Raw genomic sequence first — 12,661 nt, 5'->3', positions numbered from 1 at the left:
AGGAAGTTTGGCTATGAGTAAAGGATATGTATGGGTCGTCGATGACGACAGCTCAATACGATGGGTTATGGATAAAACCCTGTCGTCAGCAAATATCAAATGTGAAACCTTCGCGGATGCCGAAAGCGTATTGATGGCGCTTGAGCGGGAGACACCTGATGTATTGGTGTCAGACATTCGCATGCCTGGTATCGATGGTATCGAGCTTCTAAATCGCGTCCAACAAAGCGCACCAGAGCTTCCTGTTATCATCATGACAGCGCACTCCGATCTAGACGCCGCAGTGAACGCCTATCAAAAAGGCGCCTTCGAGTATCTGCCTAAACCCTTTGATATCGACGAAACCTTAACGCTCGTCGAACGAGCCATCACTCATAGCCAAGAGCAAAAAAGCGCTCTAAGCAGTGACGATACGATTACGGCAGAGGCGCCAGAGATCATCGGTGAAGCCCCTGCGATGCAGGAAGTGTTTCGCGCTATCGGCCGCCTATCTCGCTCTTCTATCTCGGTTTTGATTAACGGAGAATCTGGTACGGGTAAAGAACTCGTCGCTCATGCCCTGCATAGACACAGCCCACGTTCGGCAAAACCTTTTATCGCACTAAACATGGCAGCCATTCCTAAAGATCTCATCGAATCAGAACTGTTTGGTCACGAGAAAGGCGCCTTTACCGGCGCTAATAGTGTTAGGCAGGGTCGCTTCGAACAGGCAAACGGCGGCACACTGTTCTTGGATGAGATTGGTGACATGCCTCTTGATATTCAAACTCGCTTACTGCGTGTTTTGGCAGACGGTCAGTTCTACCGCGTGGGTGGTCACTCTGCGGTCAAAGTGGATGTTCGTATCGTCGCGGCGACACACCAGAATCTGGAAAAGCTGGTTAACGATGGTGAGTTTCGTGAGGATTTGTTCCACCGCCTCAATGTTATCCGCATCCATATCCCAGCACTGAGAGAGCGCAAGCAGGATATTGAAAAACTCACTCTGCACTTCCTGTCTCTGGCAGCGGAGGAACTTGGAGTTGAGACCAAATCGCTCAACCCAGACACGGTAGAGATCCTTAATAAGCTGGATTGGCCAGGAAACGTACGTCAGCTCGAGAACACCTGTCGCTGGTTGACAGTCATGGCGAGTGGCAGCGAAATACTGCCGAACGACCTGCCGCCAGAACTGCTCGATGAACCAAAGCGCATGACAGAGATGAGTGGTGGCGACTGGCAGCAGCTTCTATCGTCATGGGCATCGCAAGCTTTAGAGTCTGGAGAGACTGAAATCCTTAACCGAGCCCAGCCAGAATTCGAACGTATCTTGCTTGAGGCGGCACTTTCTCACACCAATGGTCACAAGCAGGATGCCGCTAAAGTGTTAGGCTGGGGTCGTAACACCCTGACTCGTAAGCTAAAAGAACTCTACTAATACTGACGTCACACATTCGCACACACTTTACCGACAAAACTATCACTTATTTGGGCCATTAATTGTGTTAATGGCCTAAACTTTACCCCCGCTCTGCCGATTTATTATAGAGACCGGCGAAACCCTCGCCCGTTAACTTCATTCTGTTTGTTTCATCAGTTAAGTACGTTGTTTGTATGCCTGGATTATTCACTCTGTCCCTCAAAAAAGCACTGATTGCACCCTTTATTGCGGTGTTCTTGTGCTCGGTTGGCACTATCCTATGGCTGCAGAAACAACGTTATGACGACCTGGCGATGGAGGTCGGCGACAGACAACTCTCTAGCTTAACCACGAACGTAGTGCACAGTCTTGATATCTATCTCGACAAGCCAATGACCGCCGTCGAAACTCTGGCGCACGCTATCGAATACCACCAGCTCTACACGCCCAATGATACCGCTAAATTGGAGGCCTACCTGCGCTCCAGCTTCGCCTCTCTTAACGTACAATCTCCACAAATTGACTTGATGGGTTTTGGCGGGGAGCAAGGTGAGTTTCTTGCGCTGAGAGTAACTAAGCGTGACGGTGAAGAGTCTGAGTTTTCGCTGATGGTCAAAGACATTGGTACCGAAGATACCCTCAATGTCTACGCCTCTGATACTCGCGAGTCGAAGGTCGTGGCCACGATTTCACCCTATGACCCGCGCGAGCGCCCTTGGTATCAACCTGTACGTCAGCAGCCTGACGCGACCTGGTCAAAAGTCTATACCAATGCAGATGAAGCGCAGGAGATCACGATTTCCGCGCTCTCTCCTGTGTTTCAATCTCTTCGTGGCACGCGTGAACTGATTGGTGTTGCGGCCATTGATGTTCAGATTGATACCTTTAGTCGTTTTCTTAATGATTTGGATACCACACACAGTGCCAGAGTTTACGTGGTGGATGAACACCATGAGCTCATTGCTCAAAGTGGCACTGGGACCATTTTGGATAAATCGGGCCATCGTCGCTCGTTGTCTAACAGCGAAAGCCCGCTGCTGCAGTATCTGAGTCAAAGCATCCACAATATGGAGCCAAGCGCCCCCAAGCTTCTCGCGTTCGATGATGAGAGCACGACACAGTACATCATGATTAGCCCTTATCAATCCGATAAGCGCTTGAGTTGGTATGTCGCGGTGGTGATTTCTGCCGACGATTTAATGGGCAATATTCCAGTAGTTAGCAATCGTATGCTCTGGGCAGGGCTTATCCTTGGTCTACTAGGATTGGGCATGGGGATTGTCGTTCTCAACAGGCTTACCGTGCCACTCTCGGAAACGGCAGAAGCGGCTAAGCAAATTGCCAATGGTTCATGGGATTACCCGTTACCAAAACGCAATCGAATTAGCGAAATCTCACAACTGCTGCAAAGCTTTTCGTCGATGCGCTCACACCTGCAAGCCTCGTTTCATGCTTTGCGAGAGCAGCTGACTCGCGATAACTTAACCAAGCTGTACAGTCGTCAGGGCTTTATCGAGACGTGCGACTCGCTAAAGGCGCAGCAAAGTAGCAGTGGTACCATGATGCTACTTGGCATTAATCAGTTTCGTGACATTAATGATAGCCTTGGGCATCACTATGGAGATGTACTACTCACCATCGTTGCTGAGCGCCTCAAAGCTTGGGTTTTAGCAGAGAATGGCGTCTTGGGGCGCGTTGCTGGCGATGAGTTTGCAATCTATCTACCCAGCATCACCGCAGAGCAACAGCTTTGCTATCAACATCGTCTGCGTCAGGTTTTCTCTGCACCCTTTGTGGTGGCGGGAGAGCCACTGAGCGTCAACATCTCTATCGGAATCACCTCTGACTGCGCAAAGGCAGACACCTGCCTTCGAAATGCAGGTATTGCGCTCAGTCATGCTAAGACCGAGAGTAATCACGTCAGCATCTATACGCCTGTGATGGCAGAGCAGTCTAAGAACAAAACTCGATTGCTGACCTACTTACGCCACGCCATCGACCATGACCTTTTCGAAGTCTACTTCCAACCCCTTGTCGATATTCGCTCCGGCCAGCCATTTGGCGCAGAAGCACTTCTGAGGCTGCGCGATCATCAAGGGCAGTTTATCTCTCCACTCGATTTTATCCCTCTGGCGGAGAGCTCCGGTCTTATCAAGGCAATTGGTCAACACATGGCAGCGGAAGCAATGCAGACGGTCAAGACAGAGATAGACAAGGGTGCGTTGCCCGCCAATTTCCAGCTGCATATCAATGTGTCCGTTCTTGAACTGTCAGACGGAGACTATGTAGAGCAGTTGAGTCAGTTGCTTGAGAGAACTCGATTCCCTGTCAGCCAACTGACCATCGAAGTAACGGAATCAAAGCTGGCTGATAACGATCCGGTACTATTGGATAATATGAGCCTCATTAAATCTCTGGGCGCAAGCATCGCGATTGATGATTTTGGTACCGGGTATTCCTCGCTAGCCTATCTGCACAAGCTGCCGTTTGATAGCTTGAAGATCGACAAGGCGTTTGTCGACCGACTGACACGTGATAACGTCGACGACAGCGTCGTTGCCGCCATTACCAAGCTTTCTAAGAGTTTTGGCTTTAGCCTGGTTGCCGAAGGTGTTGAGACCCAGCAACAAGCTGAGCTCATTCAATCCCTTGGATGCCATCATGCGCAGGGCTATTTGTTCAGCCCGCCTCTTCCAATAGAGAAGTGGCCAAGTATGCTTTGGGATGATCAAGTCAACTCACTCGATAAGATGGCCTAAGCCCGTAAACGTTTGTCAGTCCCCATATCCCAGATGTAAAAAAGCCCACTACGCTAACTGGCTAGTGGGCTTTCGCTATTTGGTCGACTCTACGTCAGCTAACGTTAGATAACGCGTGAGAACTGTTGCTGACGTGCACGCTGGCGGAGGTATTTGTCAAAGCTCATGCAGATATTGCGAATCAACAGGCGACCTCGCAGAGTCACCTCAATCATGTCATCTGACACCGCGACCAACTCATCGTCAATGAAGGTTTGCAGCAGTTTCAAATCTTCTGCAAAGTACTGATTGAAGTCGATAGCAAACATCTTTTCAACGAACCGCTTGTCTAGGCTGAAGTTACAGATAAGCTGCTTGATGACCTCACGACGGATCAAGTCATCTTTGTCTAGCACCACACCTTTCCACAACGCATGACGAGACTCGTTCACCTGAGCGTAGTATTTCTTCAGCTCTTTTTGGTTCTGAGCGTAGCTGTCACCAATCATAGAGATAGCAGAAACACCAAACCCAACCAAGTCACAATCGCCCTGTGTGGTGTAGCCTTGGAAGTTTCGGTGCAGCTCCCCAGCGCGCTGAGCAACAGCCAACTCATCTTCAGGAAGCGCAAAGTGATCCATACCGATAAACTGATAACCCGCACCGGTCAAGGTAGCAATGGTATCTTGCAGGATAGCCATCTTCTCTTCAGCTTGCGGCAGGTCCTCATCTTTGATTTTACGCTGCGCTGCAAACAGGTTTGGCATGTGTGCGTAGTTAAACACCGACAAACGACCAGGGCGCATGGTGAGCACCTGCTCAAGTGTCTGTGCAAATCGGTCTTTTGTCTGCTTTGGCAAGCCGTAAATCAAGTCTAGGTTGGTCGAGCGGAAACCAAGCTCTTTCGCTCGCTTCGCCATAGCAAAAATGAACTCTTCATCTTGCTCGCGGTTTACCAGTTTTTGAACCTCTTTATTGAAGTCTTGAACACCAATACTTAGTCGGTTGAAGCCTTCCTCACGTAGGTGGTCAAGCATATCCAGCTCAATTTCGCGTGGATCGACTTCAATGCTGATCTCAGCATCCGCTTCAAAGAAAAACTCACCACGCAAGATGGCCATTAGGCGGCTGATTTGGCTCTTCGTCAGGAAGGTTGGCGTACCACCACCAAAATGCAGCTGGGTGACTTTTCGGCCCTGCAGCAAGGACGCACGCTGGCGAATCTCATGCTCAATAACATCAAGATACTCATCGGCTTTGTGCGCATGACGAGTAATCACCTTATTACAGCCACAGTAGTAGCAAAGCTTGTGACAGAAGGGGATATGAACATACAGCGAAAGCGGACGCTCTGGGTATTGAGTACACGCCATATCGTAATCAGAAATGGTATACGCTTCATGAAACTCAACCGCCGTTGGATACGAGGTGTATCGCGGACCGGAATAGTTGTATTTGTCGAGGATAGCTTGATCCCAGACGATCTGTTGTTGAGTTTCGGATTGATTTTGAGACATGGTCATACTTCCAATAAACACGTTGCTTTCGCCCCACTAAACCTACGAGCTAAGACCGACGAGAAATGCCTGACGGTATAGGGAGTCAACTAGGCGCTATTTTGCCACACAAATATGACGGGTATCCCGTCAAGAAGTGGAATTGTGCAAGTGATCGCCAATTTTGCTATCACGATCACTTGCTAACGGTAGGCAAGCTAAAGCTAACCCACCAGTTTGATATCGATTTGGTCATTGAGAGGCTGGACGGTGCGTTGCAGCGTTTTTAGCTCTTCTACAATAGCATCATTGAGGCGTGCTTCCGCTTTTTGGCGCGTCAGATTGTCACGCATTCGCTGTTGCTTTTCCATCTCCTGTCTCGCATCACCGCGAGGCATGTCTTTGACGATATGGAAAAGCTCAGCAGTGGCAGGAAACTCTTTGTCAAAGTCGACGCGCTCATCACCTTGAACATAGTCCATGATGTTATAGAGGCGAATTGCCGCTTCCGACAGGTCGCACTGCCCCTGAATCGTCGCTAAGCAAATGGTATCCACACTCTCGAAGATGTTGGCATTACGCTTTTTGATTGCCAGCTCACGATGCTGTTGTTGCAACTCCTTTTGCTTTTTGAGTTGCAGTAGCAAATAGCCCGCGTAGCTTGCCAAGCCCACAATAATGAGCACACCAGCAATGGTTAACAGCGTCACGGTATTCATCTACTCTACCCCTTGTTACCCTTTGAACTGATCCATGTCGATATCTTCAAACTGCGACAATAGATCATCATCACTGCTTGTTTTCTTGCTTGGTGCAGACACCTCAGCCACTGGCATATCAAGCTCTTCGTCTTCATCATACTCAGGCTCCATAAGACCAAGTTGATTCATCAGCTTCTCAATACGATCCAGTTTTTCGTCCACGTATTTCTGTAGACCAGCACCTAGGTTCTCACCGCTTTCGATACGATCGAGCAACACGTTCAGTTGCGCATCGTTCTCTAGCATCTCGAGCTCTTGCTCAGCAGATAGACGACGCTCAACTTTGGTTGGCTTCTTTGTAGGCTCAACGATAAGCGGGATCTTCTTCTTACTGCCTAGGCGAGGGTCTAGCTTAGCGCCACCCGTCGACTGGTTAACAGCTTTGCCTTCAGAGTGGCGGCTGCCTGACTTCTGACCTTTGCGTTTTTTCAAACGCTTGCGCAAGCGACCGTCAACGTCCGCTTGTGAACGGTTACGGGTAACCGCAACTACCGGCTCTGGATTAGAACCCGGCTTTCTTGATTTTTTCTTACGACTCATTACGTAAGCTTCCTCAGTAAAATGACATCATTACCAATGAATTCAATATCCAGCCCGTCTCGCTCTGCTAAATACAAGAACGTGGCTCGACTAAAGAAAACAACATGTGTCTGGTCATTTTTGTAGTGCCATTTTGCAAATGCGTCTACATCTATCACCAGTTTTGTCATTAAGCCTAACCATCCTCCAGGCTTAATGAGCGATAACCATTGTTGCCAAACCTGGTTTGGCTCATACAAGTGTTCGATAACCTCTGTCGCAGTCACCACATCGTAGCTATTATCGAGTACGGATTTATCCGGATAATAGTACAGATCGTACAGTGCCATGTCATGACCTTGCTCTGTGAGCATCAGTGACAGAGTCGGACCTGGACCACATCCAAAGTCTAGTCCTTTTGAACCGGGTGCAATTCGCTGCAAAATTGGCTCTGCCAATCGAGACAAAAAGCGGCGGTATCCTTGGTCTTGGGGATCGTTATTGTGAAGGTCATAGTGCGCCTTTTCACTCACTGCATCGAGACGCTGCTCTCTTGGCACAAACACCAATTCACAACGCGAGCACTGCAAGTAATCACGCTTTTTGTCACTATGGTAATGGTGGACGGATTGTCCCGAACACAGTGGGCAAGATTCCACAATTCCTCTCCTGAACGATACCCTGATCAATACAAGGGTGCGAAACATACCAGAAAGTGAGCACGGAGTGGAGTAGAGACGGGTATTTTTTCTACAATTTGTGTAATTTTGGCCGAGGAAGGTTGGCGGAAGACAACAAAATGCCCTTCCGCCGAATTAGGTTACATCCAATCCGTGTTACGGATGATGCCCACGGCGATGCCTTCAATGGCTAAATGCTGCGCCGTCAAGTCGACTTCAATCGGCGAAAACTCTTCGTTTTCTGCATGTAATAGAACCGTTGCGCCTTTGCGCTCCAAACGCTTCACCGTCACATCTTCGTCAACGCGCGCGACCACAACCTGACCGTCACGAACGTCTTGGGTTTTATGAACCGCTAGTAGGTCGCCATCCATGATACCGATATCCTTCATACTCTCGCCGTTTACGCGAAGTAGGAAATCCGCCTGAGGCTTAAACATAGTCGGATCCACTTGGTAGTGTGCTTCTACGTGCTCTTGAGCCAAGATAGGCTCACCTGCCGCCACTTGACCGATAAGCGGTAGGCCTTGGTCTTCGTTCGCTGCTTGTTGCTCAAGCAGAATTCGGATACCACGGGAGGCGCCTGGAATGATTTCAATCGCTTTTTTACGAGCGAGTGCTTTTAGGTGTTCTTCGGCCGCATTCGCTGAGCGGAACCCAAGTTCCTTAGCGATTTCGGCACGCGTAGGTGGCATACCTACGTCGTCTATCTTGGCTTTGATTAGATCAAAGACCTGCTGTTGTCGGGGCGTTAGCGGCTTCATACATCACCTGTCTGTTTATACAGTTAACTGTGAGTATATCCAGTAATACTGTAATTGCAACGATAATTGGTTGTTTTTTTAGCAGATTGACACCATAACTAAACACAATGGCGCATAGAATTGTAAATATGTCGTTGTACTGTTTTTTCAGTAAAAGGTAAGACCAGTTTCTGGTATGCTTGCGGCGCACTAAATCTAATGCCTAGGATTAATACACAACATTGTGTTGCCATGCTTCATCCTCTGGCATTGTTTCTTTGAACAAATTGAGGCTGTGAACCTTTATGTCTTCAGGACAATCACTGTTCCGTTCCTTTATAAAACTGCCCATGTCGGTGCTAGTAAAAGGGACGGCGATTCCATCTAACCCCATCGAAGACCACAATATCGATATCTCGAAACCTGTGGTGTATGCACTGCCCTTCAGCTCAAACGTTGATCTCCTGACCCTACAAAAGCAAGCGCTCGCGGTAGGACTGCCAGATCCGCTTGAGCCGATCGTGCTCAATGGCGAAGAACGTGATCGCTTTGTGTTCATAGCTTCAAGACCGACGCTGATTACCAGCGACCAAGACGTCCCGAATGAGTCTATTGCCCTCTTCTCTGATCTACTCAAAGAGCACGAAAAAGACCCATCACTTGATGTTCAAGTGATTCCTGCGACGGTCTTATGGGGTCGTAAGCCTGGCAAAGAAGAAACGCCAAAACCTTACTTGCAGCCGATGAATGGCGTACAAAAAACCATGGCGGTATTGGCATCTGGCCGAGACTGCATGGTTCGCTTTAGCCCAGTGGTATCACTGCGCTATATGGCTGATTCTCACGGCACCGATGAGTCTATTGCACACAAACTCGCTCGCGTGGCCCGCATTCACTTCTCGCGTCAGAAACTCGCAGCATCAGGCCCCAACCTGCCAAACCGCCAAGTGCTGTTCCATCGCCTGCTCAACTCGCAAGTTATCGAACAAGCGATCAAAGACCACGCACAAAGCAACGACGTGAGTGAAGAGAAGGCACGCAAAGAAGCTCAGCAAATCATGGATGAGATCGCCGCAGATTTCTCCTACAAGCTAGTAAAAAGTGGTGATCACGTTCTGACATGGCTGTGGAACAAGCTGTATCAAGGCATCAATGTCAGCAACGCCTCTACCGTTCGCCGCCTGGCTCAAGACGGTCACGAGATTGTTTACGTTCCGTGTCACCGCAGTCACATGGACTACCTGTTGCTCTCTTACGTGCTGTACAAAGAAGGTATGGTTCCGCCGCATATTGCCGCGGGCATCAACCTCAACTTCTTCCCAGCCGGCCCTATTTTTCGCCGCGGTGGCGCCTTCTTTATTCGCCGCAGCTTTAAGGGCAACAAGCTGTATTCGACGATTTTCCGTGAGTACCTCGCTGAACTGTTCGCGAAAGGCTACTCAGTGGAGTACTTCAGTGAGGGTGGTCGCTCACGTACCGGTCGCTTACTGCAAGCGAAAACCGGCATGTTGGCGATGACGATTCAAGCTATGCTGCGCGGTCTTAACCGTCCTGTCACGTTAGTGCCTGTTTACATTGGTTACGAACACGTGATGGAAGTGAGCACTTACGCGAAAGAGCTACGCGGCAAGCGCAAAGAGAAAGAGAACGCGGGTCAGGTGCTTAAAACGCTGCGTAAGCTGCGTAACTTCGGTCAAGGCTACGTGAACTTTGGTGAGCCAATCCCACTTAACCAGTACCTTAACGAAGCGGCACCTAACTGGACGCAAGACATCGACCCAATGGGTACCAGCAAGCCACAGTGGTTGGTTCCTGCGGTGAATGACCTTGCGACTAAGATGATGACCAACATCAACGACGCTGCCGCCGCTAATGCTCTGACGCTTTGTGCGACTGCTCTGTTGGCATCACGCCAACGTGCACTGTCTCGTGATAGCTTAGTTAACCAGATTGATTGCTATCTTTCACTGCTTAAACACGTACCTTATTCGAAGACATGTACGCTGCCTAATGCAACGGCAGAAGAGCTTGTCGCGCATGCCGAGTCACTGGATAAATTTGTTATTGAGTCGGACACCCTAGGTGACATTATCTCACTAGACCGTCACCAGTCGATTCTGATGACCTACTACCGCAATAACATTATTCACCTGTTCGCACTGCCATCACTTATCGCACAGATGTTGATTCGTCAGCACAAACTGTCACTGGAGCAGATTCAATACAATGTTCAGAAGCTCTATCCTTTCTTGAAAAAAGAGCTGTTCTTGAGCATTGAAGAGAGCGAGCTGGAGTCGATGGTCGATAGCATTATCAATGAGCTGTCGCGCCAAGAACTGGTGCTGGTTGATCAAGGCGTCGTGTCAATGAATCAGTCCAACACCCAAACTCTGATGCTGTTGGGCCGCACGATTTCTGAGACGCTGCAGCGCTACGCGATTTCTCTTAATCTGCTGGCGTGCTACCCAGAGCTTGGCAAGCGCGATCTAGAACAAAAGAGCCAAGACATTGCTCAGCGCCTGGGTCGTCTGCACAGTATCAATGCGCCAGAGTTTTTCGATAAGGGCGTATTCGCGGCGCTATTTAGCACACTAAAAGAGCAAGGTTACCTAGATATCGATGGTAACTGCGATATCGCAGCCACTGAAAACCTTGCCGGTATGCTCTACGGTCTGTTGTACCCAGAGGTACGCCTTACTATTCAAGAGAGTGTTCATCAAAGCGACCCTAGCTTAGATGACGATGAAAGCATCGAGAGTGAGTAATCCTCTTTGAGAAAACGAAAAAGCGCGGTCATTTTGCAATGACCGCGCTTTTTTTAACTCGATAACTCTCAGTTACTTCAACAGAAATGCACTTAGCAAGCCAATAGTCACTGCCATTCCTACATAGTTGTTGTTGAGAAAGGCCTGAAAGCAAAGTGGGCGCTCACGATGGCGAATTAGCCACTGCTGATAAACAAACAGCGCACTCACCACAAGCAAACTCCAGTAGAAGCTTGCGCCCAACTGGTAACTGTAGCCAAGTCCCATCAACATCAACAGGGTGATCAGTTGCAACATACCAATAATGAGCTTGTCGCGCTTGCCAAACAAAATGGCGGTCGACTTGATTCCAATCTTAAGATCATCTTCTCGGTCCACCATGGCGTATTGGGTGTCGTAAGCGATGGTCCAAAGAGCGTTAATCACGAAGATAAACCAGACCATTGGCGGCAAAGCGTTAGCTTGAGCGGCAAACGCCATTGGAATTGACCAACTGAACGCCAAGCCAAGAAACAGCTGCGGAAGATGTGTGTAACGTTTCATGAAGGGATAGATAAACGCTAAAAACACACCGACAAATGAAAGCTGAATCGTCAGCGTATTCATGGTCAAAACCAGAATAAATGACGCCACTGCCAAAAATAGAAACAGACCAATGGCCTCTTTTGATGACACCTGCCCTGATGGCAGCGGGCGACCCTTGGTTCGCTCTACATGCCCATCGACTTTGCGGTCGGCGAAATCATTGATCACGCAGCCCGCGCTACGCATCATGACCACACCTAAGGTAAAGACCACAAGCACCAAAAGATCAGGGATGCCTTCTGCAGCAACAATCAGTGCCCACAGCGTTGGCCAAAGCAATAGTAACGAGCCAATAGGCTTATCCATGCGCATCAGCTGCCAGTAAGCTCTGGCTTTTGTCGAGGTCATTGACCACACTCCTGTTGGTAAATCGGTGACTCGGGTAAGAAAAGTTCGGCAACCAATATCGGGTGTCCTTTTACCCAGAGCCGTGAGCGGCGAGCAAAAAGATCGCCCTCTGGCGTGGCAATCTGTGCCACTTGCAATGCATCGCGCGTGGTATCAGCACTTGAAAAGACCGTCACACCAATCGGCACGGTTCCTTGTTGAGAAATATCATATTGGCTGCGGTCCATCGACTCAAGCGACATCAGCGTGCGACCTATAACCCAAGGCTGGTTGTCACCAGACAACACGACTTCTCTCAACCAACAAGGTTCATGGTCAAGAAGCTCCATTTCCTCCTGAGACATGGTATGAAGTGGGCTGGCTTCATTGCGCACGACTTCGACAGAGAAGTGTTGACAATGCTCTGCCAATTTATGTGAAAGCGACCCTTGCTCCGTCAACCATTGCGAAGCATGGCGATTAAGATGAGGAAACTCGTCAGGAGACTGCCATTGAGCTTGGCGTAATATTTTCAGATAGTCGAAAGCTGAATCATTCATTTTGCTATTCAATAACACGCTTGAAGCGCGTACAATCATTGTTCATCTGGACGGCGTATTGTACCACCAACCATGTCGGTACACTCCA

At 49.1% G+C, this 12,661-nt stretch carries 10 protein-coding genes; 3 read left to right on the top strand and 7 right to left on the bottom strand.

The features are described 5' to 3' along the window. Positions 1-13: 13 nt before the first annotated feature. Positions 14-1,417, top strand: a complete 1,404-nt coding sequence (glnG, locus tag LY387_RS00535; RefSeq protein ID WP_234494961.1) for a nitrogen regulation protein NR(I) — start codon at positions 14-16, stop codon at positions 1,415-1,417. A 176-nt stretch (positions 1,418-1,593) separates the two neighbouring features. Next, positions 1,594-4,158, top strand: coding sequence for an EAL domain-containing protein (locus LY387_RS00530; protein ID WP_234494960.1), 2,565 nt, complete (start codon positions 1,594-1,596; stop codon positions 4,156-4,158). Positions 4,159-4,262: 104 nt separating this feature from the next. Here the strand turns inward: LY387_RS00530 and hemN are convergent, their stop codons facing one another. The 5 genes from hemN to lexA form a co-directional block, all read right to left on the bottom strand. Beyond that, positions 4,263-5,654 carry an oxygen-independent coproporphyrinogen III oxidase gene (gene hemN, locus LY387_RS00525; RefSeq protein ID WP_234494959.1) on the bottom strand — a complete coding sequence of 464 codons (1,392 nt, stop codon included), beginning with the start codon at positions 5,652-5,654 and terminating at the stop codon, positions 4,263-4,265. A gap of 203 nt (positions 5,655-5,857) precedes the next feature. Next, positions 5,858-6,352, bottom strand: a complete 495-nt coding sequence (locus tag LY387_RS00520; protein ID WP_042478799.1) for a DUF2489 domain-containing protein — start codon at positions 6,350-6,352, stop codon at positions 5,858-5,860. 15 nt (positions 6,353-6,367) lie between these two features. Next, entirely contained in the window at positions 6,368-6,934 is a 567-nt protein-coding gene (yihI, locus tag LY387_RS00515; protein WP_234494958.1) for a Der GTPase-activating protein YihI, read from the bottom strand. Then, positions 6,934-7,572 carry a class I SAM-dependent methyltransferase gene (locus LY387_RS00510; protein WP_234494957.1) on the bottom strand — a complete coding sequence of 213 codons (639 nt, stop codon included), beginning with the start codon at positions 7,570-7,572 and terminating at the stop codon, positions 6,934-6,936. The genes yihI and LY387_RS00510 overlap by 1 nt, the downstream gene beginning before the upstream one ends. Positions 7,573-7,733: 161 nt before the next feature. Next, complete coding sequence (gene lexA / locus LY387_RS00505) at positions 7,734-8,357, bottom strand: transcriptional repressor LexA (protein ID WP_234494956.1); 624 nt, start codon at positions 8,355-8,357, stop codon at positions 7,734-7,736. Between the two features lie 284 nt (positions 8,358-8,641). Between lexA and plsB the strand changes: the two genes are divergently transcribed. Beyond that, the gene (plsB, locus tag LY387_RS00500; RefSeq protein WP_234494955.1) at positions 8,642-11,101 is read left to right on the top strand and encodes a glycerol-3-phosphate 1-O-acyltransferase PlsB; all 2,460 of its coding nucleotides are present in this window, start codon (positions 8,642-8,644) and stop codon (positions 11,099-11,101) included. 72 nt (positions 11,102-11,173) lie between these two features. On the opposite strand, the gene ubiA is transcribed toward plsB, so the two are convergent. Further along, positions 11,174-12,034 carry a 4-hydroxybenzoate octaprenyltransferase gene (gene ubiA, locus LY387_RS00495; protein ID WP_234494954.1) on the bottom strand — a complete coding sequence of 287 codons (861 nt, stop codon included), beginning with the start codon at positions 12,032-12,034 and terminating at the stop codon, positions 11,174-11,176. Further along, positions 12,031-12,573, bottom strand: a complete 543-nt coding sequence (locus tag LY387_RS00490) for a chorismate--pyruvate lyase family protein (RefSeq protein ID WP_234494953.1) — start codon at positions 12,571-12,573, stop codon at positions 12,031-12,033. Before LY387_RS00490 ends, ubiA begins: the two co-directional genes overlap by 4 nt. Positions 12,574-12,661: the final 88 nt, after the last annotated feature.

The organism is Vibrio maritimus (genome assembly GCF_021441885.1).
GTDB classification, from domain to species: domain Bacteria; phylum Pseudomonadota; class Gammaproteobacteria; order Enterobacterales; family Vibrionaceae; genus Vibrio; species Vibrio maritimus_B.
This window is presented reverse-complemented; position numbering and strand designations above follow the sequence as displayed.

What these genes read in the sequence shown, in the direction of transcription:
- hemN (WP_234494959.1), bottom strand. Translation starts at nt 5,654, where the DNA reads ATGTCTCAAAATCAATCCGAAACTCAACAACAGATCGTCTGGGATCAA.
- plsB (WP_234494955.1), top strand. Translation starts at nt 8,642, where the DNA reads ATGTCTTCAGGACAATCACTGTTCCGTTCCTTTATAAAACTGCCCATG.
- LY387_RS00520 (WP_042478799.1), bottom strand. Translation starts at nt 6,352, where the DNA reads ATGAATACCGTGACGCTGTTAACCATTGCTGGTGTGCTCATTATTGTG.
- LY387_RS00530 (WP_234494960.1), top strand. Translation starts at nt 1,594, where the DNA reads ATGCCTGGATTATTCACTCTGTCCCTCAAAAAAGCACTGATTGCACCC.
- ubiA (WP_234494954.1), bottom strand. Translation starts at nt 12,034, where the DNA reads ATGACCTCGACAAAAGCCAGAGCTTACTGGCAGCTGATGCGCATGGAT.
- lexA (WP_234494956.1), bottom strand. Translation starts at nt 8,357, where the DNA reads ATGAAGCCGCTAACGCCCCGACAACAGCAGGTCTTTGATCTAATCAAA.
- glnG (WP_234494961.1), top strand. Translation starts at nt 14, where the DNA reads ATGAGTAAAGGATATGTATGGGTCGTCGATGACGACAGCTCAATACGA.
- LY387_RS00490 (WP_234494953.1), bottom strand. Translation starts at nt 12,573, where the DNA reads ATGAATGATTCAGCTTTCGACTATCTGAAAATATTACGCCAAGCTCAA.
- yihI (WP_234494958.1), bottom strand. Translation starts at nt 6,934, where the DNA reads ATGAGTCGTAAGAAAAAATCAAGAAAGCCGGGTTCTAATCCAGAGCCG.